A 26,704-nucleotide genomic window follows, 5' to 3' on the forward strand; every position below is an offset into this window, starting at 1 on the left:
CCGTCACCGCCGAACCCACGTCCTCTACCGTCCAGTTCGTGTCCGCCACCGCTACCGGCGCATCGTTGGCACCGAAAATAGTAATTCCAAGGGTTGCCGTTTGGGCGGTGTTGTAGGTGTCAGTAACGGTATATGTAAACGTATCCTGTAGCGTGTCACCATCGTTGAGACCATCAACGGCATCATCACTATTATCTATTACATAGCTATAACTGCCATCGGCACCAATCGTCAGCGTACCGTACAGGCCATCTATTTCAGTGCCATCAGCGGAGGTTGTGTCGGCAGCAATCGCTTCACTTTCACCGCCAAAACTAATGTTGGTGACAAACAAAGTATCGCCATCATCCTCGGTGTCGGCCACATCGCCATAGGTACCGTCATCCGGCGCGCCTGTAGAATAGTCTTTTGTAGACAAGACGTTACCAGCCACGTCAACTATATCTTCCTGTCCCCAATTGGTATCTGCATTTGCTACAGGGGTAGAATCATCATCGTAAATATTGACTATCGCACTACTTGCATCGGGGTTCACCGTTGCATTGGTAGCGCTGAGAATCTGGATCTGGAAAGATTCAAAAGTCCCTTCTCCACCTTCATCCAGGTGATCCTGAACGATGGTAACTGTTACCGGAAAATTGGTTTCCCCGGCAGGAATGGTGATGGTATTCGTCAGCTCGCCATCGAACCAATCTGTGGGATATTCGGCCGTTCCAGGGACCAACTGGTAGGTAACTTCGACGTCCTGGTCAAAAGGTTCACTTAATTGCAGGAGGAAGGTGATATCACGCCCCACTTCGCCATTCGTACCTTCCAGCACGCTAGCCGTGTTGCCACTGACAATAACGGGAAAATCCGGGTTTGGCACCGTGGGCGGCTCCCCACCATTCGAGGGTTGTTCTACATCCACCGCCACTTCAACAGACACGCTTACAACAGGAGCTGCTACGCTATCCTGAATGTCGCTATTTGCAGTTGGGTCAGGGAGGGGCGGTGGCGCATAGTCGGGATCAATGCCCGCTGTTGGCGTAACCTCCCCGCCAAGCAGTGAAAATTGCAAACCCTGACCAATTTCATCACCCGTGCCAGAAGTGCCGCCTTCAGCACCGGCAGCGGTTGCTTCCTGACCCTCGGCAATGTCCTCACCCACAGCCAAAGCGGCCAACAAGTCTTGAAACTCGGGGTTTTCTTCTTCACCGGACTCGATAGCTGCCAACTGTTCGTAGCTGTCCAGGCCGACAACAAAAGAATCACCACTATTCAGCTGGCGAACGGAGCCATCGGCAAAACTGATTGTGATATGACTGCCGTCAGTGACTTGAAGGACATCACCTTCATGAATGGGGTCACCAACTTTGAGCTCACGGAGGGAACCGTCTGCAGATACAACAACGACTGTCGCGCCCTCAGTCGATGCCACAAATCCAAGGATTTTCTGCTCTTGATTGGACTCGGTGGTGCTTCCTTGTGAAATTTGCTCGTTCATGATTTCAACCCTCCCGGCTCAATCCGGCTTTACTTGATGGCACGACTAAAAATTAGACGTGCAACTCACTATTAAAGTTCTACGCCAACGGTATAGAGTAATTCTCCCATGGCGCGGAATATCCTGTACTCATTAAAAAGTAGATCCTGTCTGGCAGTCACCAGTGACTGTTTGGCAGTAATCATTTCATTTTCAGTATTCAAAAGATCAAGCAGTGTGCGGCGACCTAAATCAAACTGCTGGATATATGCTGATTTGGTTGCCTCTGAGTCCCGAACATAATCTTCAAGTGCCGGGATTTGGTCGCGAACAGCCTCGTAAGCAACCCAGGCCAGGCGGGTTTCCTGCTCGACCTGACGATGCGTGTTGTTACGCACTTCTTTCGCTTTTTCTACCAGGTAGGCAAATTGCTGTTTTTTCGCCTCGTCCGAGCGACCACGATACAGGTTGTAACGCATACGCAGCATGACTGTCAGATCATCAACCTGCTCATCTACACCATCGATATTCTTGTTCAGGTCACGCTCGAGCTCCACATGGAACTGGGGGTAGAAAGTACTTTTTGTCTGCTCGTACTGAAAGTTCACCGCTTTGACGTCAGACGCAGCAGATTTCAGCAATGGATGGGCCTCGATAGCTTTGGTAATAGCGTCATCAACCGTGGCAGGCAAATATTTACTGTAGGTTCCTGGCGCAGCCAATTCACCTTCTTGAGGGTAACGACCAACAACACGCTGAAAATTTGTTTTGGCATCCAGCAGATTCGCTGTCTGATTGATCACGTTCGTTTTAGCCAGCGCCAGTCGACCGGATATCTGATCAAAATCAGCTGTACTGCCCACACCGGAATCAGCACGCTTTTTCATCTTGCTGTAAATGTCTTCATGCGTTGCCAGCGTCTGCTTGGCCAACGCAAGAATATCTTGCTGCTTGGTCACTTCAAGATAGGACCTGACCACCTCCAGGGCAATGTTCTCACCGACGGAATAGGCACGATGTCCGGCGCTTTCATGGCGAGCAATCTGGTTTTTATGTTCATTTGGCGTATTGAAGCCGTCAAACACCAGTTGCTTGACATTAATCTGAGCTTCGTGACGCTCCAACTCATTGCGGGTGCGGTCGGGATCAGAAAATTGGCGTGATGTGGGGTCTCTTTCCTGAAAGCCAAACCCGGCCAACAAGTCGACAGACGGGTAATAGCCACCCAGTGCTTCCCTTATTTGTCTGTCCCTTGCGTCTACTTCACGCAGTTCCGCCTGGACCTCGGGGTTGGACTGCAGGGTTTCGGCAATTGCATCACGCAAATCAAGTGTCGACGCCTGCGCCTGCAATACAAAGCTTGGCACACCAAAGGTGATGGCAACGATTGTTATATAACGCTTGAACATAGTATGTCTTCCTTAAACAAGACCGAGTTTCACTTAAGCCCCTAAACTTACACGAATTCTATTATGAAACTTATATCACATTAGCTATATGGAACAGTTGCCGTTCAGGAGCAACTTACGACCACTTATTGCAATATAAGATGAATTTTTGATCCGCATGACAAAATTCTTCGTTGTTGTATGTTTTATCTCCTACCGTTCTCTGAAGGCGAGCTCCTTTGTTTTCAGTATAGGTTTTAAGAGGTAATTCAAAATGGTTTTTTGACCGGTCAGAATAACGACCTGAACCGTCATCCCCGGAATGATTGGCAAGGGCTCAGATTCATTGCCCAGATGGCTGCTGTCAGTCCGCAACCTTACCTGGTAGTAGCTGACGCCCTCTTCATCCACAATTGTATCCGGGCTGATCCTGGCCACTTTGGCAGAGAGGCCACCGTGAATAGAAAAGTCATAGGCGGTGAATTTAACCGTCGCCCGCTGTTCGGGGTGGATAAAAGCAATATCGGAAGGCGACACACGGGCATCTACCAGCAAAGAATCATCAAACGGCACAATCTCAACCAGATCTTCACCCGGCTGTATGATGCCGCCAATCGTTTTGACTTTGATCTGCTTGACGATGCCTTTCATAGGCGAACGGACCAGTGTCCGGTTCACCCGATCCTCCAACGCCTGATTGCTTTGACCAATTCGACCAAGTTCGGCCATCACCTCGTTCAATTCTGCCCGGGACTCGCTGGCAAACGTCTGTGAGTAGGTTTCAACATTTTTGATGGCTTCACGGTAAGCAGATTCAAGCTGAGGGATTGAGATGGCTGCCCTGTCCAACTCGCCTTTCAGATCGTTGGCCTGGCGCTGTAATCGAAGCAATTCCACTTGAGAAACAGCACCCTGGGCGACCAGAGGACGGGTAAATTCGAGCTCCTGATGGAGCAAACGATAACTGTCAGAGAGGCTTTGCCGATTAACCCGCATGGAAGACAGCTCCTGCTTCTTTTGTACAACTTTATGGTTCAGACCCTCCAACTGCAAAAGATGTGCCTGCTTTCTTGACTCGTACAACGCTCGCTCACTGACTACCAATATTTCATTGCGGGCACCACCCAATTTCTCCAGCTCTTCATCAAATTCGGTACTGTTGGCCTCGGCTCGCAACCGAGCCGCTTTGACCGTCAACTGTTCAGCCTGTAAAGAGCGTTCCCTGTATGTGGATGCAAAAATCGTATCGTCAATTTGCAAGAGTGATTGGCCACGATCGACAACCTCTCCCTCGGTGACAAACAGAGAAGCCAGTATGCCACCCTCAAGATTCTGGACTATCTGGATGTTGCTCGAGGGAACAATTTTTCCTTCCCCCCGGGTGAATTCATCGATTCTGGCCAGACTGGCCCAGATCAACATAATGACCAGAAAGGCAGCGATCACCCACAATAATACCTGAGAGACAATTGGAGACTGTTTCAGGACTGCTTCGGAGGAGTAGGACATATACTTCAGATCGACAGCAGAAGTCTTGTTCAGTTGACGCCGCAATTTTTCAAGCTGCTGATTGGGCATTAGCCTTTCCCTCTGATCTTGCCTTCCTTGAGCGCCGCGAGCACTTCCGACTTCGGGCCATCGGCAATAATCACGCCCCGGTCAACCACAATCAGGCGGTCAACCAAGTTTAACATGCTCATTTTATGGGTAATAAGCAGCAATGTGCTGTCCGAAAACTGGGTTTTTATCTGCTGAGTAAGGCGCTCTTCAGTCCCTTGATCCATCGCCGAGGTCGGCTCATCCATCACTAAAATACGGGGCTTACGGAGGAATATCCGAGCCATCGCGATGGCGCTGCGCTGGCCACCGGAAAGCGTTTCACCTCGCTCACCTACCGGCATTTCAAAACCCAGCGGATGGCTATTGACCAGTTCGAGTATCCCGGCTTGTTCTGCGGCATCGACCACCTGCTGATCCGTGATACCATTCAAGCCAAATGTTATATTCTCTCGCACGGTGCCAAAATAAAGTTTTGCATCCTGAGCGACATAAGCCACGTTGTGACGCAAATCTGCCGGATCGAGTTGGTTAATATCGAAGCCATCCATCAGCACCGACCCGCTGGAAGGTTCATACAAGCGTATCAATAGTTTGGCTAGCGTCGACTTACCGGAGCCAATCCGACCGATAATCGCGACTTTCTCGCCGGAGTTGATAGTAATGTTGACGTTTTCAAGAGCCACACGCGGCTGTTCCGGATAACTAAATGTCACCTGCTTAAAACGAATGTCTCCCTGAAAAACAGGGCGAGTCAGATAACGTTTTTCCGGCTCGCGCTCAACCGGCAGAGCCATGACCTCATTCAGGGACTTAAGCGTTGCCTCGGCATGATCGTAACTGACCAACAAATTGGCAATCTGGCTTAACGGGGCCAGTGCACGTCCGTTCAATATTACACAGGCAATCAGGCCACCAAGCGTGAGATTCTGGTCGGCAATCAAATAAACACCCCAGACAACGATGGCGACCATGGCTATCTGCTGCAGGAACTGGACAGCTTGAAGCGCGCTGTTGGAAGTCAGGCGAGATTGCAGGCTCCATTGTGAAACATACCCTACAGCCTGCTCCCAGACCCGCTGAATCTGACTTTCAGCACCCAGTGTTTTGATGGTCTCAATGCCCACCAGACTTTCGATCAATGTAGCATTTTTCTTGGCACTGCCCCGCATGACATTTTCGATGGTGGGACGTAGTTTTTTCTGCGCTCGCAAACCCAGATAGAGGGCTATCGGAAAAATTGCCAGCGGGACAAACACTAACCAACTGCCCAGGTACCAGATGAATACCATAAAGAGAATAACAAACGGCAAATCGATCAAGGTCAGTATGGTAGAAGAGGTGACAAAATTTCTCAGCATATCAAAATCGTGCAGACGGGACGCAAACGCACCAGTGGAGTTGGGCCTCGCAGACATTTTGAGGTTAAGCACTTTTTCGAGCAGTTGTGCAGAGAGCACCACATCAGAACGTTTTGCAGCCAACTCCACCAGATAAGCACGCAAAAGTTTTAAGGCTAGGTCAAACATGTAGACAATGAATACGCCGATAGCCAGCGCCCAAAGAGTTTCCACTGCATTGTTGGGCACTACCCGGTCGTAGACATTCATCACAAACAGGGGTTGCGCCAAAACAAACAGGTTAATCAGGAAGGAGGCCAGCAACACATCGCGATAAATCTTCCATGAGCTGCGCATGACACCCCAAAACCAGTGATCCCCGGTTTTCTGATAAATTTTTGGTGTGCGGGAGTCAAACTGCTGCATCGGCCTGACGTAGAAAACATGGCCGCTGTGGAGTGCTTTGAGCGTTTTGAAATCAACCTGCTCGGAAGTGTTGGTGCGAGGATCGGTTAATACAGCCAACTGCAAAGAAGTATCCAGACTGGATAAAACCACAGCCTGGCCGTTGTTCAGTACCAGAACACAGGGTAAGACCTCTGGCGGAATATTTTCCAGTTGCCGGGAGAGCAAAATAGAGGCCAGGCCAGCACGGTTTGCAGCCCGATTAAACAACTCTGGGGTAAGTTTTCCATCCACTAGGGGCAATCCGGACGACAGCGCGGAAAGCGACGTTGGACGGCCCTCCAGACCAGCCAGCAGCAGCAGGCAATCCATCAGCTCATGTGTATTAATTTCTGCCGTATCCTGATGATATTCTTGTTTTTGCTCAGGCGTGGTCATAACTATATATTCTTCCTGAATGCTCAATGACGATGGCGGAGCCATCCTGTCATGTCAGTGACTGAAGACCCAACACGGTTATTTTGATTGTTTTGTCGATATAATCACTGGCTGAAATGCCCACTTCACCGACAAACCAGTTGTACTTATGCCTATCCATAACAGCCAGTCAATCCACCCTGTAAGTCGCCGATTCTCTATCGCCCCGATGATGGAATACACCGATCGGTTTTGTCGTCACTTTCACCGGTTACTGAGCAGACGCAGCCTACTCTACACGGAAATGGTCACCAGCGGGGCATTGATCTACGGCGACAGACCAAGGCATTTACAGTTTCACTCGGCCGAACACCCTGTCGCCCTGCAACTTGGCGGCAGCGATCCTCTCGAGCTAGCTACGGCCGTTAACATTGCCAGCAGTTACTGCTATGACGAGATCAATCTGAATTGCGGCTGTCCCAGCGACAGGGTACAGTCGGGCAAGTTCGGGGCAATTTTAATGAAAGATCCCGGGCTGGTCGCCCAGTGTTTCCAAGCCATGCAGGAAGTGAGCACAGCACCTGTCACCATCAAACACCGCACCGGCATTGACGAGCAAGACAGTTATGCCTTTCTGTGCGACTTTGTCGGCACTGTTGCCGATGCGGGATGTCAGACTTTTATTGTTCATGCACGCAAAGCCTGGTTGAAAGGGTTAAGTCCCAAACAGAATCGCCAGATTCCACCACTGGACTATATGAACGTTTATCGCCTGAAGAAGGATTTTCCACAGCTGGAAATCATCCTGAATGGTGGCGTTACATCACTGAATGAAGCTAAGAGACATCTTGAGCACATCGATGGTGTCATGATGGGCCGCGAGGCATACTATAACCCCTATTTATTGGCAGAAATTGACCAGGAAATATACTGCGACCTCCATCCTAAGCCCACCAGAGAGGAAGTCCTGGAGGGTTTTGCAATTTTTATGGCAGAAGAACTGGCCAAAGGCACAAAGCTCAGCCATATGACCAGGCATATTCTTGGCCTCTATCAGGGTATGCCCGGCGGGAAAAAGTTTCGGCGTTATATCAGTGAGCATGCTCACCGGCCAAATGCCGGTATAGATGTTCTATATAGTGCCGTGTCCGCAATGCAGAGCACTCAAAATCATACACAACATACCGAGTTTAAAATATGATCAGCAAACTGGAGCAATTGCGAGAAATGACTGTCGTTGTTGCGGATACTGGCGACATAGACGCCATTGACCTCTATCAACCCGTTGATGCCACTACCAATCCATCCCTGATTCTAAAAGCTGCCGAACTGGAACGTTATCGCCCCCTGCTGGAGCAATCTATGAAGCAGGCCAGGCAGCAAACTCAAACAGACTGGCTCCCGGAATGCATGGATGCGCTGGCGGTAGGCATCGGCCGTGAAATACTTCAGGTCATTCCCGGCCGGGTCTCAACAGAAATTGATGCACGCCTTTCATTCGATACGGAAGCGACCATTGCCCGTGGTATGAGCCTAGTGGAGAAATACCAGAACGACGGGATCGCCAGCGACAGAATCCTGCTGAAAATCGCGGCAACCTGGGAGGGGATTCGAGCAGCAGAACGACTCGAAAAATCCGGTATACAGTGCAATTTAACGCTACTTTTCAGTTTTGAGCAGGCAGCAGCAGCAGCCGATGCAGGTGCTTTTCTGATTTCCCCTTTCGTAGGTCGAATTCTCGATTGGCATAAACTTCACAGCGGTAAAACAGAGTACCTGCCGGAGGAAGACCCCGGCGTTCTCTCGGTAAAATCGATTTACAACTTTTACAAACAACACCATTACGACACCATTGTCATGGGCGCCAGTTTTCGAAATACCGGCGAAATTGAGGCCCTGGCCGGTTGTGACCGTTTGACCATAAGCCCGCAACTGTTGGAAGCATTGAACAGTGACAGTGGTGAGCTGGTGCGACAGCTCCATCCGGACAGGACCGGTGAATTGATCAACTATGAGCAGGTTAATGAAGCGGGCTTTCGTTGTCACTTGAACAACAACGCAATGGCAACCGAAAAACTCGCCGAGGGAATACGCAATTTCATCGCTGATCAGGACAAGCTGGAGAAGCGGTTGCTTGGAGAAACAGCTTAATGATAGACCAAATAAAACAGTTTTTTTCTACCAGAATTGATGAGCCCGATGGCGAGCCTGTCCACCGCCAACAATTAGCGGCAGCAGCTCTGATGGTTGAAGTAATGGTGATCGACAGAACTTTTGATGAACAAGAACAGGACATTATTCGGCAACTACTGGAAACCCGGTTTTCCCTGCCCCATGAGGAAATCGAAACCCTGGTCACGCTCGCTCACAGGGAGGTCAACGATGCCACGTCACTATTTCAGTTCACCCGGCTGATCAATGATCATTTCAATGCACATGAAAAAAGAGAACTGGTTGAAAACCTTTGGCGAGTTGCCTATGCCGACAGTTATCTGGACAAACATGAAGAGGCTCTGATTCGACGGATTTCCGATTTACTGTACGTATCACACACAGATTTTATTCAGGCGAAACACCGTGCCCGACAGGAAATCAGGCACTAATGGGGTTGCTCAAGAGAGCGGATCAAATCGATAAACTCCTGTTGATTTCGCTCATTCAATACAGACAACAAACGGTGCGCCTCAAGCACACGGTCCCGAACTTCTTCCACCTCTACTTCCGAGCTAATATCCGGCAGCTCTAGGTAATCTGCGGCTGACGCTGATGACTCCTGGATAATATCAAAAATTTCATCCAGCCCCATCACAGCAAGTACCTGATACAGGCTTTCGTCATCACAGAAAACTGTCGGCTTGATACCAAAATGTTCATGGCTATAGATGGCAAGTTTGGCCAGTAAACCCAACGTCGTGCTATCGACAGCAACAGCATTCAGCATATCAATCACCACTTCAGATACATTTCCGGTCTGAAAGATGGCATCAATATAATTGTTCAGCGAAGTACAAAGGGTAACGCGCACGTCCCCCACCAACTTGATAAGATAAACATCGTCATGGTGAGAAACCAGAATCTTGCCCGGTTGCACTAATACCCCCTGCGTACAGTCAGAACGGTGACATCATCCGGCGCATCTTTTAACTGATTGATACACAAACCTTCACAAATTGCTTCAATGGATCCGTCTGATTTAGCCACCACATCAGCAATGAACTGCTGTTTTTCACTATAGGACTTGCCCGGCAAAAATTCCAGCACACCATCTGATACAACGGTCAGGACAAACTTTTCCGGCAGGTTTATCTCTTCGACGTCCCATTGGCACTCGGAGAAGATACCAATGGGTTTACCTTTACCCGGCAACAGGGAAACCTGGTCACCGGTAACCAGCACCGGCATGGGCATATGGGCAGCAACCGAATAACGCAAAATATTCTGTTCCATATCTATGGAAGCAGAAAACATGGTCAGGTGTTTATCAAGTCCCAATGCCATAATCTGCTTGTTGATATGCTCGATAAAACCTTCCGGGGCTCTGGTCATGGCGCCGTGATCATTGTGACTGATATGTCTCCGCAAGATACGATTGAGGATAAATTTCAACAGGACAGTTAAAAACGCAGATGATGCACCATGACCAGAAACATCGGCCACATAGAGCACCATGTAACGATCAAAAATAACGTTGTAGCCGACAAAGTCACCACTCAAAAACAGCGATGGCACAATTCGGTGCGCAATTTCGTAGTCACCATGATAGAGCGGCGTCACCGGCAGAAGGCTGCTCTGTACCTGTCGACCAGCCATTTGATCAACTTCCAGGATCCGGAGGCTCTCCTCCAACTCCCGGTTGGCTATTTCAAGCTGTTCTCGGTATTGACGGTTTTGTACCATCAGGCTTTTACAGTTTGACGCACGCTCGACGGCTTTTCGAAACTGGTCACCATCAAATGGCTTAATGACTACGTCCGCTGCATAGTTATGAAATAGCGCAACCACATCCCGGGGATCCGTTTCCGGAAGCACGACCACATAGGCAATATCAACATCCTGAGACGCAAGACAGGCGAACTTCTCACGGACAACAGAAAGCGGCAGATCAACCACCACTAGACCGGGATGCTCGATTTTAATCGATGCTAGGGCATTTTCAGGCTTATCAAAAGTTGAAACACGCCAACCGGTGTCGACCAGGTGCGCGTTCAAGGTATGACATTTATCCTGGCTGTCGGCAACAATAAACAGTTTGCCGTTCTTATCCATAGGTTACTCGGAACTGATATCCAGTTTTTCAGGTATAAGCTCCATGCCCTTCCCAGCAGCTGCCTGTTAAGGCAACTGCCGATTGGTAAAGAGAATCAACCGGGGGCTAAAAATCCTTATAGTCCCCGAAATCATCCTCTACGCCGCCATCAGACAGGAGAAATTGACGACGCTGCAAATAGGCGTCACGGATAAAGCTGTAGCGCTCACCGCGAACAAACTTTTCAGCCTCAAGCAAATCTGCACGAGTAGATATCACCTCGGCAACGTATATCTGATTTCTTGTTGGCACATGGTCTATTTCATTAATGAGATTGATAAATCGATCGACAATTCTGGCCGGGCCATCACGTAGAGTGCTGGGACCAAACAAAGGTAGTACCAGGTAAGGCCCACTGTTCACACCCCAAACACCCAGGGTTTGGCCAAAGTCTTCACCATCGTTTTTAGGCAGGCCAAAGTGATCAGCCACATCAAAGAACCCCACCAGACCAATTGTGGTATTGATAACAAAACGTCCGGTATCGTTACCCGCCTGGCGGAACTTTCCCTGCATCAGGTCATTGAAAACATTGACCACCTCGCCAACATTGGAAAACATTCTGCTGACGCCACGCTCCACCGGATCAGGCGTAATAGCCTTGTAACCCTTGGCAATAGGTTTCAGCGTATAGGTATCCACGGTATCGTTGAAAGCAAACACCTTGCGATTGAAACCTTCCCAAGGATCATCGGGATTTCCCGATGATTCCGCTAACACGTGGATAGACAGCATAACGCTGGCCAGCAACAGCACTATTTTTTTCATCTCGGGTATTCTCCCTACTTTTTATAATCTGATAACAACGAACTTCTGCAATTCTACACGCGGATCATTTACAGGTATACCGCAATCACCCAAAACAATCTGCTTTATATCCGTCGATCTATACCTTTCAGCGGGCAATAACCTTGTGTCATAAATCTGACACATTAATATACCAACACCAGTTCCTACCTGTTTCGGGAAAACAGGAAAGACAAAGAAAAACTGACGATATCGAGATATCAGATTTTTTAAATTAACAAGATTGGAATCATGACTATGAAACGTACTGCCATTTTCCTAGCCGTTAGCGGATTCACTCTTTACCCTGCTCTATTCGCCAACGCAGACGAGGCAACCCTACAGGAACTGAGGAACCAGGTTGCCGCCCTGACTGAACGCCTCAATGAAATGGAGGCAAAAACCAGAGTAATGGAGGAAAAAACCAACCAGGTCGTAGCCACCGCTAAACCTGCAACCTCCTGGGCCGACAGAATTCAGTGGCACGGCGATGTTCGTTATCGGGTCGAACAGACGGACAAAGACAGTGCTTACGATGACGTCAACCGCAACCGGATACGTGCGCGCATTGGTCTCACTGCCCAGGTTTCCGACGACATCAAAGCGGGCGTGGCTCTGGCCAGCGGCAGTGATTCGCCAACCTCTGCGAACCAGACTCTGGGGGGAGGCGGCAGTTCAAAGCAGATCAACCTGGATATGGCCTGGATTGACTGGAATTTTGCTGAAAATCTGAACCTGGTGGCCGGCAAAACCAAAAACCCTTTTTATAGCGCGGGAGCTAATGGTCTGGTATGGGATGGAGACTACCGTCCAGAAGGTGGGCACCTGTCCTATGACAATGGCTCGGTCTGGGCTATCGCGGCCTATCATTTTCTGAACAGTTACGATGGCAGCAAAGGGACAGACGACATCGAAGAAATGTTTGGTGGACAATTAGGCTACAACGCAAAGATATCCGACAAAACATCTCTCAAGGTTGGCACCAGCTACTTTTATATACCTGTAGCAGGCAGTGTTTCTTTTGTTGAGGATGGCGAGTTCTTTGGCAACACGGAAATCGACGGAACTCATGCACTGGATTATGAAGTTGCCGAAGTCTTTGCCGAACTGAGCACCAAGCTTGCCGGCATACCAACCATGTTGTTTGCCGATTACGTCAAAAATACCGATAGCGACGCCGATGAAGATACGGGCTACGCAACCGGATTCAAACTTGGCAAGGTAAAAGGCAGGGGCGACTGGGCTTTCAGCTACACCTATCAGGACCTGGAGGCGGACGCTGTTTTTGCTGCCTTTGCTGATTCGGATTTCGCGGGCGGTGGCACCGATGTGAAGGGTCATAAATACGGCGCTTATCTTGGCCTCAGCAAGAACACTACCGCGAGTATCTCCTATTACGATACCGAAATCGGCAAAGTCAGGGGTGAAGGCGAGAAAAGTGACTATGACGCCATCAAACTCAATGTCGAGGCGAAATTCTAAACCGATCGTTCGATCAACATCAGAAAATGGCCCAATTGGGCCATTTTCTGTTTATGGACACTCTGCAAGCTTTACTGCTATCCAATTCACCGGAGCCTTAATTGTCACCAAACTGTCACCAAATCATCACGGCACTGAAACAATCGCGACATAAAGTTCTCCTGTCTGAAGCAATCAGGCTAAACGCGTTTAGTTATTTGAGGAGAACGACCCAATGAAATCAAAAACATCTGCAATCTTAATCACCGGTGCCATGTTAAGTGCCGCCGTTTTGCCTGTTCAGGCAGACCCCATGCTGGATCTGCTGAAAGTATTGCGGGATAAAGGCACCATCAGCGCTGAAGACTACAACGCCATCGCTGACGCGGCCAAGACTCAAGAAGAAAAAATGGACAAGATGGTCGCCACAGCAAAACCGGCTGCCTCATGGGCCGATACTGTTGTATGGTCTGGTGATGTTCGTTACCGCTACGAAGGTATTGATGATGATCGCCGCGACGATGAACGCAATCGCAACCGTCTGCGTGCCAGGATTGGTGTTACCGCGCAGGTGACTGACACAGTCAAAGCGGGCGTCGCACTAGCCAGCGGCAGCGATGATCCTGTTTCTTCCAACCAGACACTGGGCGGCGGAGGTAGCTCCAAGGGCATCAATCTGGACATGGGTTGGATTGACTGGAATTTTGCCAACAACCTGAACTTGGTAGCTGGTAAAACCAAAAATCCTTTCTACGCTCCCGCCAAGCACGGTCTGGTATGGGATGGCGACTACCGTCCTGAAGGCGGTCATTTGTCCTACGACAATGGCACCATCTGGGCCATAGCCGCCTATCACTTCCTCAACAGCGATGATGGCAGCGATGGCACCGGTGATATTGAAGAAATGTATGGTGCCCAAATTGGTTTTAATGGCAGCATCTCCGATACAACCTCCTATAAAATCGGCGCCAGCTATTTCTACATTCCGGTTGAAGGCAGCGCATCTTTCGTCGATGGTGATTTCTTCGGCAACTCCAACGTGGGTGGTTTGCACGCACTTGACTATGAAGTTGCCGAAGTGTTCGCTGAACTGAAAACCAATCTCGCCGGCATTCCAACCACACTGTTTGCCGACTTTGTACAAAATACTGACAGTGATGCCAAGGAAGATACCGGTTACGCGCTGGGCGTCAAATTGGGAAAAATCAAGGGTAAAGGTGACTGGGACTTTGGTTATGCCTACGAAGACCTGGAAGCCGATGCCGTGTTTGCAGCCTTTGCTGATTCCGACTTTGGTGGTGGCGGCACAGATGTCAAGGGCCACAAATTCAGTGCCGGTCTTGGTCTGAGCAAAAACACCAAACTCGCTGTCACTTACTTCAAGAACGAGTATGGAGACTTCACCAGAGATGAGGAGATCGATTATGACCGCATCCAGCTGGATCTGAGTACCAAGTTTTAATTTGCAGCACCCGGACTGGTTGAAATGCATCAACCAATCCACACCATCTCCCACTTTAAACGGCCCTGCGGGGCCGTTTTTTTATGGCGCTTTGACGGGGGTGATCACAATATCCAGCCGATAGAGCTGCTCGAGCAACTGGCCTCCGTGACGGATAATTGCCTCGGGGTTGTCATGCTTGAGCTCAGCCGCAGTCGCTTGCAGGGCAGCCATGCCTCTACAGTGCGGGGACTCCAGCAACTGTAACAGCCGGATTGTCACCGCGTTGGTCTCAAGGAATTTTACCCGGTGTTCCCGGTTGCGATACACAACCAGAAACGTCGGCTGCTCGGGTGGCTCTCTTGGCTGGTATTCCAGTCCAATCATGTGGACCGGGTATTGATAGGATAAACGCCATGCCAGTGGCGAAACCTGCAATGTCTCTGTCATCAAATCTGCTGGAGCCAACAACGACTCCGGTATATTTTCCTCTGAGACATCAGGCGCCAGCTCTACCCATTCATAATGGGCAAGTTCCAGCATAAACGGGGGGTCCGTCACCAGAGGCTGACGCTCTTCCTGAAGATATTTGAGAAACTCCTGGCTGATCTCCAGAAAATAGGGTGAATGACTGCAGTGTCGGCTGACAAAATCGCGAATCATGTCATGCCATGGCTGATCAGCAATTAACTGCCTCAAGACGGGGAAACCGGTTGCGATAAAAGACTCGATATTGTTGTACACCAGCTCCCGGTAGATCTTCATGCGCCGATCTTCAATATCAAGAGGAGCAGGATTGACGGCCGGGTCCCGCAGGTGTGCGGCAAAGACAAACTGCGTTTGCTGGTATGCTTGTAGACCTGATTGATCAGGGGAGGATTCAGGCATTGGCTACTATTTCACGTTCACTGGACTGCATGGCTGACTGCTGAGACTGTCGGATACGCGCCACTTCCCCTAGCAAAACAGGTACGGGCGGCATGTTGAAGTCCCGTTCCAGCAGGGTTGGCAGAACGCCAAAATGTTGGTAGGCCGCGTCGAGAAGGTGCCATACAGGGTCGATAACATCCGCGCCGTGGGTATCGACTCGCAAGTCCTCCGCCTCTTTGTAGTGACCGGCAATATGGACATAGACCACCCGATGCCCCGGTAATTGCGTAAGGAACTCCTCCGCGTTATAGCGATGGTTGATGCTGTTCACGTAAATGTTGTTCACATCCAGCAACAGATCACAGTCGGCCTCTGCAACAACGGCATTGATAAAGTCAATTTCGGACATTTCCTGTTGGGGGGCCGCATAGTAGGACACGTTCTCCATCGCGATACGGCGACCGAGAAAATCCTGAACCTGACGAATCCTTCCGGCCACATAGTGAACGGCAGGCTCGGTAAAAGGGATTGGCATCAAATCGTAGAGGTGGCCATGGTCGCTGCAATAACTCAGATGTTCAGTGTAGCAACGCACCTGATGCAGCTCGAGAAAAGCCTTGATTCTGGACAGCAGCTCAAAATCCAGCGGTGCAGGCGAACCGATCAACAAAGGGGTAACGTTCCGTAAAACCGCGCAACTGATGCCCCAGACGGCCACCCACACCAATCCAGTTTTCCGGTGCTACCTCCATAAAATCGATACATTCAGAGAACGAGGAAGGCAGCGAACCCATCAGCGTTCGCCGCAATCCCAGCCCCGCCCCCTGAACGGGGTATTGTCGATCAGACATAATGTTAGACGCGGGTCAGCTTAGCCCTGGCCGCCACACTTGCCCCCACCACATTTGCCTTCGCCATGGTCACCGGCCAATTTATAGCCTGCACCCAGCTCTGTAGCCTGAAAGGGATTTTCGGTGGCAGATGCCATTGGAGAAAGGGCAACGGATGCCATAAACGCGGCACCAACCGCCGCCGCCAGTGGATTCAGATTACGCCTGGTCATAAATTCATCTCCATTTAGGTTAATTGACTGATAGAGCCTTCGGCAGAACATTAAAGACTCTGAAATCAGACTGGGCGCTACAGAATAAGTTTCCCGATTCAGTTTCGATTCAAGAAACACACCGAATCAGCTCCCCGTCAGCATTGATTCCAACTCGAGCCAGTGGGCAGTTATACGTTTATCCGAAACCGGCATGCGGGTACCCAGTTGCTGAGCAAACAGTGAAACACGGTATTCCTGCAACATAAAGTAGTGTTGCCACACTTCCTCGCGAACGTCATCGGCGAGGTCATCCCATTTGCTGAACCAAGGGTAGAGACGATCCTCCAGTTTTACCAACTGTTGCACAGACTGTCGATCTTTCTCCGGCTGGCCCGGTAGTTTTTCAAGTCGGGCCGGGATCGCCTTTAGGTAACGCGGGTATTGCTGCAACCATTCCGTGGGCACATCCAGCAAGAAACCGTCGCGGAACAGGCCATCAATCTGTCGGTTGATGTCCGACGCTGCGGGTAAAACAACAAGCCCGAGCTTTTTAATGACTCGATACACATCTGCCCGTAGGGGCAGACAGCTGAGCAACAGTTGTTCGAGTTGCAGGGCGGCACCGGCAATCCCGGCCTTACCCTCAACCAGCTGCTGTTCAAAAGCTGCGCGGTTCCTCGGCACAGGGTTTGGCTCCACCAGGGTGCGGTAATAGGCTGCGTCGATCAGCGAACCGAGCAGATGCTCGCGACTTTGAAAATGGGCAGCTTTCAACGACAAATCGCACCCCTTCAGCAACGTTTTGCGCAGGTATTTCACCCCCTGCGGATAACTCAACTGATAGAGTTTCAGCAGCCCCCTGAGCGTTTCATTGGCGGCTCTTGCCGGATTATCCAGCAACTTCAAGTCCACCCGGTTTCCGTCACAAACCAGTGCCGGATAGGTGCGAATAGCCAGTCCCTGCTGCCGGATGGTGAAACTCGCTGACAACACATCAAATGTCCAACCGGAGAGATCTTTTTGCTCAATGTTGTCCACGGAGGATTCATTGATCATTCGGGATATCCGCCCCCGGTAAGTCGCTTTAAGCTCGGTCAGGTTGCGGCCCATCGCCAACAATTCACCCTGTTCATCAATCAGACGGATATTGATGGAATATATGGGCTCCAGCTCAACCTGCTGCCACTGCTCATCGGCAACCGTCACACCGGAGAGCCTTTTCAACTGATGTCCAAGGGACTCGGCGAGGGGGGAATCACCCACCGTCAGACCCGCCAGTGCCTTGTCCACAAAACCGGGAACTGGCACGAAATGGCGACGCAGTGATTTCGGTAACCCCTTGAGCAAGGCGATACATTTATCCCTGAGCATACCCGGCACCAGCCACTCAAAACGGTAATTTGGCAACTGATGAAGGATACTGACAGGAACGGTCACACTCACCCCGTCTTCGGGATGACCCGGCTCAAAATGGTAACTCAGCGGATAGACAGTGCCCTGCCACTCGAGGTGATTCGGGTACTGGGCCTCAAGGTTTTCATCAAGTTCTCGCTGGACCAACAGAGACTCATCCATCCACAACAGTTTGGGGTCCTGTTTTTCCGCCTCGGTGCGCCACTTTTCAAAACCTTTCAGATTGACAATATGGGCGGACAGACGCTCCTGGTAAAACTGGTACATCACCTCGTCATCCACCAGCACATCGCGACGGCGGATTCGCGATTCCATGTCCTCGAGATTTTCCTGCAGTGATTGATTGTGGTCGAAAAATGCACCCTTCCCCCGATACTCGCCTTCCACCAGTGCGGCACGGATGAAAATGTCCCGGCACACAGGGGGGTCAATGGCACTGTAGTTACAGGGTTTTCTGGTGAGAATCGGCAGGCCATACAACGTCTGCTGTTCAAAGGCCATCACCTGCCCCCGCCGGGCACTGTAATGGGGCTCGCTGTAACTTTTCTTGATCAGGTGGGCCGCCAGTTCCTGTAGCCATTCAGGTTCAATCGCGGCATTAACGTGGCTATACAGTTTGGACGTCTCGATAATTTCTGCCGCCATTAACCACTTGGGTGGTTTTTTAAACAGCCCGGAGGCGGGAAAAACATGAAACTTGCGATTGCGCGGGCCGAGAAATTCCCGATTATCGTGGCGGAACCCCACTTGCCCCAGCAAACCGGTTAACAGGGCTCGGTGGATTGCAGGATAGTCTGCTGAATCACGGTTTTCAGGTAACTTGAGCTCGCGACAATAACGGTGCAACTGGTGATGCAGATCCCGCCACTCCCTGATTCGCAACGGTGATACAAACTGCTGTCGGCAATACCTGTCAAACGGGTTGCGCCCCAATGCCTGGCGCTGGTCTTCCATCGTATTCCAGAGGTTTAACAAGGCCATAAAATCCGAGTGTTTATCCCGCCACTGGCGATGTTTTTCATCGGCGGCCTGCTGCCTGTCGGCGGGCCGCTCCCGGGGATCCTGAACACTGAGCGCGGAGACGATAACCAACAATTCACGCAGGGACCCTTCTTTACCGGCTGCAAGCAACATCCGGCCCAACCTCGGATCAGCCGGGATACGGGAGAGTTGCCGCCCTGTCTCGGTCAACTCGCCCTGCGGGGTAACCGCGTGCAGCTCCTGTAACAGGCTGAAACCGTCGTTGATCAGCCGCTGGTCCGGTGCCTCCACAAATGGAAAGTCACGGATATCACCAATTTTCAACTGCAGCATTTGCAAAATGACTGAAGCCAGGTTGGTGCGGACAATTTCGGGATCGGTATAGGCCGGACGGTTATTGAAGTCCGCTTCGCTGTACAGTCGGAAGCAAACCCCTTCACTGACCCGGCCACAGCGCCCCTTGCGCTGGTTGGCACTGGCCTGGGAAACCGGTTCTATCGGCAACCGTTGTACCTTGGTGCGATAACTGTAGCGACTGATTCTGGCCGTGCCTGGGTCAATCACATAACGGATGCCAGGCACTGTCAGGGAGGTTTCCGCCACATTGGTGGCCAGTACTACCCGCACACCCTTATGGGGCAAGAATACCCGGCCCTGCTCCGTTAGACTCAGACGGGCATAGAGTGGCACCACCTCAAGGTGTGGCAATTGTGCCTTGCGCAACAGATTGGCTGTTTCACGAATCTCGCGCTCACCGCTGAGGAATACCAGGATGTCACCCCGCTTCGGCAACGCCAGTATCTCTTCCACCGTATCCAGCACCTGTAGCGACAGGTCCCGATCTTCGTCGGCCGGACGATACTCAACGTCCACGGGATAGGTGCGACCGGATACCTCGATAATCGGTGCGTCATCAAAATGTCGGGAGAAGCGCTCCACGTCAATGGTCGCAGAAGTGATAACCACTTTCAGATCGGGACGCTGGGGGAGAATATTTTTCAGGTAACCGAGCAGGAAGTCGATATTCAGGCTGCGCTCATGGGCCTCGTCAATAATCAGGGTATCGTAGCGGAGTAGCAGTCGGTCATGCTGAATATGGGCGAGTAAAATGCCATCCGTCATCAGTTTGACCAGCGTGTTGTCACCGCTCTGCTCACTGAAACGAACCTGGTAACCGACCGTTTCGCCCAGTGGTTGCTGTAACTCCTCGGCGATACGGTTGGCCACCGTTCGGGCCGCAATGCGGCGCGGCTGGGTGTGACCGATCATCCCGGCGATGCCGCGACCGAGGTCAAGACAGATTTTGGGTAACTGGGTGGTTTTACCGGAGCCGGTTTCCCCGGCCACGATCACCACCTGATGGTCGGCAATCGCTTTGCGAAGATCTTCCCGACGGGCAGCAATGGGAAGATCTTCGGGGTAACTCAGCGGCGGCACACTGGCCAGACGTGCTTGATACTGTTGACTGGATTTTTCCAGCCGTGCCAAAAATGCCTTCATCTCCCGATCAAACGGCCTATCCTGCGCAGCCCGCCGGGCGATCTTGTCCAGTTGCCGGGTCAGCGGCCCACGATCAGCCCCGAGGCACAGAGCAATCCTGTCCCGCCATTGTGAAACATCGTCTGTCATCGTTGCGTTCGTGCCATCCGGTCAGCTGTCACGCAACTCCCGACGCAAAACCTTACCCACGTTGGAAAGCGGCAGCTCATCCCGGAACTCAATGTATTTCGGTAATTTATAGCGGGCCAGCTGCTTCGCACAGTAATCATGCATATCGTCCGCTGTCAGCTTTGGATTGGTGCTAACCAGATACAGTTTGACTGCTTCGCCCGAGTGCTCGTCTGGCACGCCAACGACCGCACAGTAACTGATGTCGGGATGATGCGACACCACGTTTTCAATCTCATTGGGGTAGACGTTAAAACCCGACACACTGATCATGTCTTTTTTGCGGTCGTGGATGCGGAGAAACCCATCCCGGTCCACTGATGCGATATCACCGGTTTTCAGCCAACCCTCGTCAGTAATGGTTTTGGCTGTCTCTTCAGGGAAATCCAGATAGCCGGACATCACCTGCGGACCGCGTACCCAGAGCTCACCGTGTTCATCAACGCTCAACGCCCTGCCCTCCTCATCGACGATGCGCAATTCTGTTTCTGGTAGGGCAATCCCCACCGAACCTGCTTTGCCTGAACCCGGCGGAGAGAATGACACAATCGGCGAGGCCTCCGTAAGACCATAGGCCTCGCTGATCTCGCAGCCGGTCTTGTCCTGCCAGGCCTTGCCGGTGCCACTGGCCAGAGCGGAACCGCCCGACAGGGTAATTTTCAGGCCGGAAAAATCGATGCGGGTAAAATCGGGATGTTTGAGCAATGCCACAAACAGAGTATTGAGTCCGGAAAACAGCGTGGCGGGCCAGCGCCTCAACAGTTTGACAAAGCCCTTGATATCTCTGGGATTTGGCACCAACAGGGAGTGAGCCCCGATATACACACCGGTGGTAACAGACAGCGCAAAGGCATAGATATGATAGAGCGGCAACGGTGAAACAATCCGCTCTTTACCCCGCTCCAGACCCGACATTTCAAGCAATACCCAGGCCTGGCGAGTGACATTGACCATATTGCCATGACTGATGATGGCGGGTTTGGAGACACCGGTTGTCCCACCGGTGTATTGCAACAGCGCCATATCGTCCAGCGTCAGCTCAACCGGTTGATACTCGGCGGGTGAGGTCTCGGCAAATACCTGCTGAAAGGGAATTGCGCGACCGGGCTTTACCGCTTTACCCATCAGTTTGAGCACCACGCTCATCAGTCGGCGTTTAAAGGGTGAATGAAGATCGAAGGGGCTGGTGACAAACACGGTTTCCACCGGCGTCTGGTCACGTACGGCTTCCACTATGCCCAGGAAGCGGTCAAACACCACCACCGCCTTGACCCCGGCGTGATTAAGCTGGTAGTCAAGTTCCACTTCGGTATACATCGGGTTGATATTCACTACCACCAGACCCGCTTTAAAAGCACCGTAGGCCACCACCAGATACTGGATCAGACTGGGCATCTGAATGGCCAGGCAATCACTGGGCTTTAGCTCGGTATGCTGCTGCAAATAAGCGGCAAATTGCGAGGAAAGCGTATCCAGCTCGGCAAAACTTAACGTTCCTCCCAGGGAGGTTACCGCAGGATTATCCGGAAAGTGCGACACTGCATCCGCCAGCACATCCAGCAGTGACTGGAAATCACAGGGCGGCAAACTGGCGGGCAGTCCATAGTGCTGCCAGGATTTCTGCACTGCGTCGTTCACATCCATTGGCTGCTGATTCTCAGACATTGCTCACCCCCGGGATTGTTATGTTTTTACCGCTCGGGTCATCCTGCAATGGTTTTAGCCCGATTACCAATGCTAACGAAATGGCCGGCGGACGTACAACAGAACTTATAGTGGTTTACTGGTCTTCACTGAATTAATTGTCAAAAGCACTGCAAACGTCATCCGTCAATGCGGCGTAAAAACCACGGATCCGGCATAATGCCGACCATGATCATTCTGGACAATATTACCCTGCAACGGGGCACCAAACGGCTACTGGAAAAAACCAGTGCGACCATCCATCCGGGTCGAAAAATAGCGTTGATTGGCGCCAATGGTGCTGGAAAATCGAGCCTTTTCAGCCTGCTTCTGGGCAAGTTGACGGTAGAGGAAGGCACTCTGCAGGTCCCCGGTCAATGGCGCATGGCCCATATGGCACAAGAGGTGCAGACAACCGATCGGGCTGCGCTGGACTTTGTGATTGATGGTGATCAGGTCCTGCGCAATCTGGAGGCAGACATCGCCCAAGCCGAAACAGATCAGGCCAACGACCGGCTGGCCAACCTGCATCAGACACTGGACGAGATCGATGGTTATACCGCGCCACTGCGGGCGGAACAGTTGCTGGAGGGGCTGGGCTTTTCAGCGGCAGAAAGAGCTTCCCCGGTGAGCCGCTTTTCCGGGGGCTGGCGAATTCGCCTGAATCTGGCCAGGGCGTTGATGTGCCCATCCGATTTCCTGCTGCTCGACGAACCGACCAATCACCTGGATATGGATACGACCCTCTGGTTGGAGCGATGGCTGCAGAATTATCCCGGCACCGTCCTGCTGATCTCCCATGACCGGGATTTTATCGACAATGTCTGCGGGGAGATTTTTCATATCGAACACGCCAGCCTCTTCAGCTACCGCGGCAACTACTCGGCATTTGAGCGCCAGCGCAGTGAGCGACTCATTCAACAGCAAGCCATTTATGAAAAACAGCAGCGTCGTATCGGAGAAATCAACCGGTTCGTCGCACGCTTCAGAGTCCAGGCCAATAAGGCACGTCAGGCCCAGAGTCGTCTGAAGGAGCTGGAGCGGATGGTGACCATGGCTCCCGCGCATATTGATTCACCGTTCGACTTTGAATTTTTTGCACCCGAGCGCACCAGCAACCCCCTGCTATCACTCAGTAAAAGTGTGGTGGGCTATCCCGATACACCCATTCTCAAAGAAGTCGGCCTGACATTGCATCCGGGCAGCCGGATAGCATTGCTCGGCGCCAACGGTGCCGGTAAATCGACACTCATCAAAACCCTTGCTGGTGATTTACAGCCCCTCGGCGGCGAGCGTGTTGAAGGTGAACACCTGTCAATCGGTTATTTTACCCAACACCAACTCGATGCTCTCGATATGTCCGCCAGCCCCCTACTGCATTTGCAGCGGCTGACGCCAACTGCCACAGAACAGAGCATACGTAACTTCCTCGGCCGCTTTGACTTTCGTGGTGACATGGCACTGGATGTGATCAAGCATTTCTCAGGAGGCGAAAAGGCACGGCTGGCTCTGGCAATTATTGTCTGGCTGAAGCCCAACCTTCTGCTCCTCGACGAACCCACCAACCACCTAGACCTGGACATGCGCCATGCGCTGACCATGGCATTACAGGACTTTGCCGGTGCCATGGTGCTGGTTTCACACGATCGGCATTTGATCCGCAATACCGTCGACGAGTTGATGCTGGTCAATGATGGGGACGTGGCACCCTTTGAAGGCGATCTCGACAGCTATGCCCAATGGCTGCTGTCACGTTCCCGTGAGAAAGACGCAGCAACACCATCTCCAGGTCCCGCCCTGCAGCGCAAGCAGCAACGGCGGGAAGATGCGGAAGTCAGACAACAGCTCCGTCCACTCAGGAAATCCCTGGACGAAACAGAGTCTCGTATGGCTAGGCTTGATCAGGCAATGAGCGATATTGAAAACCGTCTTGCCGATGAGGCCCTGTACCAGCCCGAAAATAAAGAGGCTTTAAGGTTGCTGCTGTTTGAACAGAATCAGCTAAAACAGCAGCGACCCCTACTGGAGACACAATGGCTGGAACTGGCCGAACAACTGGAAACACTTGAAACAGCCTTGACGCTTTAGCTCCCACAGGCTGCCTAGGGCTTCGATTCCTGTTCTGCATGTCTGGACGACCGAGCGGACTGCCCCGCAATCAGCTGTCCACCGGTATAAATCAGCAATGAGGCAATAAAACAGACAATGATGGGCAGCGCACCACGCAGATAACCCTGCTCGGAAGCGTTGGTCAGCCCCTCATACAGACTGACAAACCAGGCAGGCGCGAGATAGGTGAGATCGGAGTAAGCCTTGATCGGCACCAGCAGTGTGGCGGCAATCAACAGCAGCAACACATTGCGAAAATGCCTGCCAGGTAACAACTCGCGAAAACGCCACAAAAAAAGCAGCACCAGCGCACTGCCGACATAATAGGCCACCAGCCCCCAAAGATAATTTTCGTCTGAATACATAATACGTTCCTTTCCTTTTGATACGTCCGTTATTCAATCCATGATCGGCGAGTAAATAAGAACCTGATACAGATAGTTGCCCGGGATGTTTTGAGTCAACACCAGAAGCCGGGCGGCTACTAAAAACCAGTTGGCAGAAAATGTCAAAGCGAACTAAAAAAACCGGATCAGCTGTTCACCCAGTGAACCACATGGTCTTCCATATCATGCCCTGCCACTGCAAGCTCGGTCACAACCCTGCCCCGCACCGAAATACCTGCTCGATGCACTGATTCAGGATCACCGGAGACCAGCGGATGCCAGGCCTGCAATGGCTGACCGGAGGCCAGCAAACGGTACGCACAGGTATCGGGCAGCCAGTGAAACTGATCAATTTTTTCGGGTGACAGGGCCAGACAGTCAGGTACTCGGGCCAGCCGATGCCGGTAATCGACGCAACGGCAGCTGGTCTGGTCGAGCAGCTGACAGGCAACATCCGTATAAAAAATATCGCCATTCTCCTCATCTTCAAGCTTATGCAGGCAGCATCTGGCGCAACCATCACAGAGCTGCTCCCATTCGTCACGACTCATCGCTGCCAGCGTTTTCTGTTCCCAAAAAGGTTTGCCGCTCAAGGGCTAATCCTCATTAAAACTTGTCGTTTTTGTTGCGCAATTCCTGCATGTAAGCCTCTGGTCCCGGCGGCAACTGCAGGTAATAGCCCTGCTCCCTGATGGCTTCGAGCACCTTGGCTATATCGGCTCTGGCCAGTTTTTTTTCCAAAGACAAAGCCAGTGTCATTGCCAGCCGGGGTTTGCCAAACCGCTGCAACAAAGTCTCGGGAATTCGATTCAAATCCTCCTGATGATCGACGTAGAGATACATGGCCTCATTTTTCGAGCTGCGATAGATTTTGCACAATTGTTTAGTCATTGACACTTCTCGCCTCGGAGGCCAAAAGTTGGCCAGCCTCTGCCAGCAATATCTCACCGATTAGCTGGTACCGCCAGCCTTCACACAAGGTACTGGAAAGAGAGGGCTTTCCCGTCTCGACAGCCGAGCGAACCAACTCTTCAAGATCCCGTTTTCTGACCAGCATTTCGACCGGCAGGTTGCGGGCTTCTGCGCATTCATTGGCAACTGTTCTCAGCGTTTTTGCCAGATCCCGGGCCGCCTTTGGCAAAGGTGTATCCAGTGGCGGCAATGGCCTGGAATTTGAAACATGATCGCACTGCACCTGATCAATCAGTGAGAGCAATTTGTCGCCATAACGGCGCAAAAAACCGGGAAACACCCCTTCGATATTGCCCAGGGATTGCTTGTTGGTCGGTTGCGAGATGGCTATATCCAGCAGGGTCCTATCCGCTATCAGCCGGTTGCGGGGGCGATTGTGTTGCCGCGCTTCGAGCTCTCGCCACTGGCAAAGTTTTTGTAATACCAGCAGCCCTTTTGTCTCCAGCTTCCATGCGCCCTTGACCTTGCGATAATAGTCCGCGGTTTCATCGGTTTGGATCGAACGTTCAACCAGTGCCGCCATCTCCTCGACCATCCACATTGTCCGATCAAGTTTCTTAAGGGCCGCTACCAACAAATGATAAACCGGTAACAAATAATAGACATCGGAGGCCGCATAACCCAGTTGTGCCTCACTGAGTGGGCGCTGCAACCAATCCGAGCGAGTTTCGCCCTTGGGCACATGAAGACCCAGCATGTCATCCACTAACGCAGCATAGCCGCGGAAGAAGCCAAAACCGGACAGCGCTGCAGCAATCTGGGTATCAAACAGGGGTTGTGGCAAAACGCCCATCACATGCTGCAACACCTCAAGATCCTCCGAGCAGGAGTGGAACACCTTGATGATTGCCGGATTGCTGAAAACAGCCCCCAGCTCATCGAGCGATTCCAGTGCTACGGGGTCGATCAACCAACATTGTTGCCCGTCAAAAATCTGGATCAGCCCCAGAATCGGGTAGAAAGTATCGGTCCGCATAAACTCGGTATCGACGGCTATCACATCGGCTTTAT

21 protein-coding genes and 1 pseudogene are annotated in these 26,704 nt (G+C 51.6%); 6 read left to right on the plus strand and 16 right to left on the minus strand.

The window, feature by feature from the left end:
- The 4 genes from ACTF5G_RS06615 to ACTF5G_RS06630 form a co-directional block, all read right to left on the minus strand.
- The coding region (locus ACTF5G_RS06615) for a retention module-containing protein (RefSeq protein ID WP_438952035.1) at window positions 1-1,486 on the minus strand (1,486 nt) is incomplete at its 3' end.
- A 71-nt stretch (window positions 1,487-1,557) separates the two neighbouring features.
- Window positions 1,558-2,874, minus strand: a complete 1,317-nt coding sequence (locus ACTF5G_RS06620) for a TolC family outer membrane protein (RefSeq protein WP_438952036.1) — start codon at window positions 2,872-2,874, stop codon at window positions 1,558-1,560.
- A 192-nt stretch (window positions 2,875-3,066) separates the two neighbouring features.
- Window positions 3,067-4,431, minus strand: coding sequence for an HlyD family type I secretion periplasmic adaptor subunit (locus ACTF5G_RS06625; RefSeq protein WP_438952037.1), 1,365 nt, complete (start codon window positions 4,429-4,431; stop codon window positions 3,067-3,069).
- Complete coding sequence (locus ACTF5G_RS06630) at window positions 4,431-6,593, minus strand: type I secretion system permease/ATPase (RefSeq protein ID WP_438952038.1); 2,163 nt, start codon at window positions 6,591-6,593, stop codon at window positions 4,431-4,433. Before ACTF5G_RS06630 ends, ACTF5G_RS06625 begins: the two co-directional genes overlap by 1 nt.
- A 148-nt stretch (window positions 6,594-6,741) precedes the next feature.
- On the opposite strand from ACTF5G_RS06630, the gene dusA reads away from it, so the two are divergent.
- The 3 genes from dusA to ACTF5G_RS06645 are packed head-to-tail and all read left to right on the plus strand — an operon-like array spanning window position 6,742 to window position 9,175.
- On the plus strand, window positions 6,742-7,773 hold the full coding sequence (gene dusA / locus ACTF5G_RS06635) for a tRNA dihydrouridine(20/20a) synthase DusA (RefSeq protein ID WP_438952039.1): 1,032 nt from the start codon (window positions 6,742-6,744) through the stop codon (window positions 7,771-7,773).
- Window positions 7,770-8,723, plus strand: coding sequence for a transaldolase (gene tal / locus ACTF5G_RS06640; protein WP_438952040.1), 954 nt, complete (start codon window positions 7,770-7,772; stop codon window positions 8,721-8,723). Before dusA ends, tal begins: the two co-directional genes overlap by 4 nt.
- Window positions 8,723-9,175, plus strand: a complete 453-nt coding sequence (locus ACTF5G_RS06645; protein ID WP_438952041.1) for a TerB family tellurite resistance protein — start codon at window positions 8,723-8,725, stop codon at window positions 9,173-9,175. Before tal ends, ACTF5G_RS06645 begins: the two co-directional genes overlap by 1 nt.
- Here the strand turns inward: ACTF5G_RS06645 and ACTF5G_RS06650 are convergent.
- From ACTF5G_RS06650 to ACTF5G_RS06660, 3 genes are all read right to left on the minus strand, one after another.
- The gene (locus tag ACTF5G_RS06650) at window positions 9,172-9,663 is read right to left on the minus strand and encodes an STAS domain-containing protein (protein ID WP_438952042.1); all 492 of its coding nucleotides are present in this window, start codon (window positions 9,661-9,663) and stop codon (window positions 9,172-9,174) included. The genes ACTF5G_RS06645 and ACTF5G_RS06650 overlap by 4 nt on opposite strands.
- The gene (locus ACTF5G_RS06655; protein WP_438952043.1) at window positions 9,663-10,838 is read right to left on the minus strand and encodes a PP2C family protein-serine/threonine phosphatase; all 1,176 of its coding nucleotides are present in this window, start codon (window positions 10,836-10,838) and stop codon (window positions 9,663-9,665) included. Before ACTF5G_RS06655 ends, ACTF5G_RS06650 begins: the two co-directional genes overlap by 1 nt.
- Window positions 10,839-10,944: 106 nt before the next feature.
- Window positions 10,945-11,646: an MlaA family lipoprotein gene (locus tag ACTF5G_RS06660; RefSeq protein WP_438952044.1), complete on the minus strand. Its 702-nt coding sequence runs from the start codon at window positions 11,644-11,646 to the stop codon at window positions 10,945-10,947.
- 270 nt (window positions 11,647-11,916) lie between these two features.
- Here ACTF5G_RS06660 and ACTF5G_RS06665 point away from each other — a divergent pair, with 270 nt between their 5' ends.
- Window positions 11,917-13,146, plus strand: a complete 1,230-nt coding sequence (locus ACTF5G_RS06665) for a putative porin (protein WP_438952045.1) — start codon at window positions 11,917-11,919, stop codon at window positions 13,144-13,146.
- Between the two features lie 214 nt (window positions 13,147-13,360).
- The gene (locus tag ACTF5G_RS06670; protein WP_438952046.1) at window positions 13,361-14,587 is read left to right on the plus strand and encodes a putative porin; all 1,227 of its coding nucleotides are present in this window, start codon (window positions 13,361-13,363) and stop codon (window positions 14,585-14,587) included.
- Window positions 14,588-14,668: 81 nt separating this feature from the next.
- On the opposite strand, the gene ACTF5G_RS06675 is transcribed toward ACTF5G_RS06670, so the two are convergent.
- The 5 genes and pseudogenes from ACTF5G_RS06675 to ACTF5G_RS06695 all read right to left on the minus strand — a co-directional run bounded on the left by ACTF5G_RS06675 (window position 14,669) and on the right by ACTF5G_RS06695 (window position 22,208).
- On the minus strand, window positions 14,669-15,454 hold the full coding sequence (locus ACTF5G_RS06675) for an HvfC family RiPP maturation protein (RefSeq protein WP_438952047.1): 786 nt from the start codon (window positions 15,452-15,454) through the stop codon (window positions 14,669-14,671).
- A pseudogene (locus ACTF5G_RS06680) lies at window positions 15,447-16,287 on the minus strand (HvfB family MNIO-type RiPP peptide maturase). Before ACTF5G_RS06680 ends, ACTF5G_RS06675 begins: the two are co-directional and overlap by 8 nt.
- A gap of 20 nt (window positions 16,288-16,307) precedes the next feature.
- Complete coding sequence (locus ACTF5G_RS06685; protein WP_438952048.1) at window positions 16,308-16,499, minus strand: hypothetical protein; 192 nt, start codon at window positions 16,497-16,499, stop codon at window positions 16,308-16,310.
- A gap of 126 nt (window positions 16,500-16,625) precedes the next feature.
- On the minus strand, window positions 16,626-20,504 hold the full coding sequence (gene hrpA / locus ACTF5G_RS06690) for an ATP-dependent RNA helicase HrpA (RefSeq protein ID WP_438952049.1): 3,879 nt from the start codon (window positions 20,502-20,504) through the stop codon (window positions 16,626-16,628).
- 21 nt (window positions 20,505-20,525) lie between these two features.
- Window positions 20,526-22,208: an AMP-binding protein gene (locus ACTF5G_RS06695; RefSeq protein WP_438952050.1), complete on the minus strand. Its 1,683-nt coding sequence runs from the start codon at window positions 22,206-22,208 to the stop codon at window positions 20,526-20,528.
- A 198-nt stretch (window positions 22,209-22,406) separates the two neighbouring features.
- Here ACTF5G_RS06695 and ACTF5G_RS06700 point away from each other — a divergent pair, with 198 nt between their 5' ends.
- The gene (locus ACTF5G_RS06700) at window positions 22,407-24,314 is read left to right on the plus strand and encodes an ATP-binding cassette domain-containing protein (protein WP_438952051.1); all 1,908 of its coding nucleotides are present in this window, start codon (window positions 22,407-22,409) and stop codon (window positions 24,312-24,314) included.
- A gap of 14 nt (window positions 24,315-24,328) precedes the next feature.
- Here the strand turns inward: ACTF5G_RS06700 and ACTF5G_RS06705 are convergent, their stop codons facing one another.
- The 4 genes from ACTF5G_RS06705 to rnd form a co-directional block, all read right to left on the minus strand.
- Window positions 24,329-24,700, minus strand: a complete 372-nt coding sequence (locus ACTF5G_RS06705; RefSeq protein ID WP_438952052.1) for a hypothetical protein — start codon at window positions 24,698-24,700, stop codon at window positions 24,329-24,331.
- A 167-nt stretch (window positions 24,701-24,867) separates the two neighbouring features.
- The gene (locus ACTF5G_RS06710; protein WP_438952053.1) at window positions 24,868-25,314 is read right to left on the minus strand and encodes a YcgN family cysteine cluster protein; all 447 of its coding nucleotides are present in this window, start codon (window positions 25,312-25,314) and stop codon (window positions 24,868-24,870) included.
- A gap of 13 nt (window positions 25,315-25,327) precedes the next feature.
- Window positions 25,328-25,612: a YcgL domain-containing protein gene (locus tag ACTF5G_RS06715; RefSeq protein ID WP_438952054.1), complete on the minus strand. Its 285-nt coding sequence runs from the start codon at window positions 25,610-25,612 to the stop codon at window positions 25,328-25,330.
- The coding region (rnd, locus tag ACTF5G_RS06720) for a ribonuclease D (protein WP_438952055.1) at window positions 25,605-26,704 on the minus strand (1,100 nt) is incomplete at its 5' end. The genes rnd and ACTF5G_RS06715, both read right to left, overlap by 8 nt.

The sequence above is a fragment of the Porticoccus sp. genome (assembly GCF_965660005.1).
GTDB lineage: Bacteria > Pseudomonadota > Gammaproteobacteria > Pseudomonadales > Porticoccaceae > Porticoccus.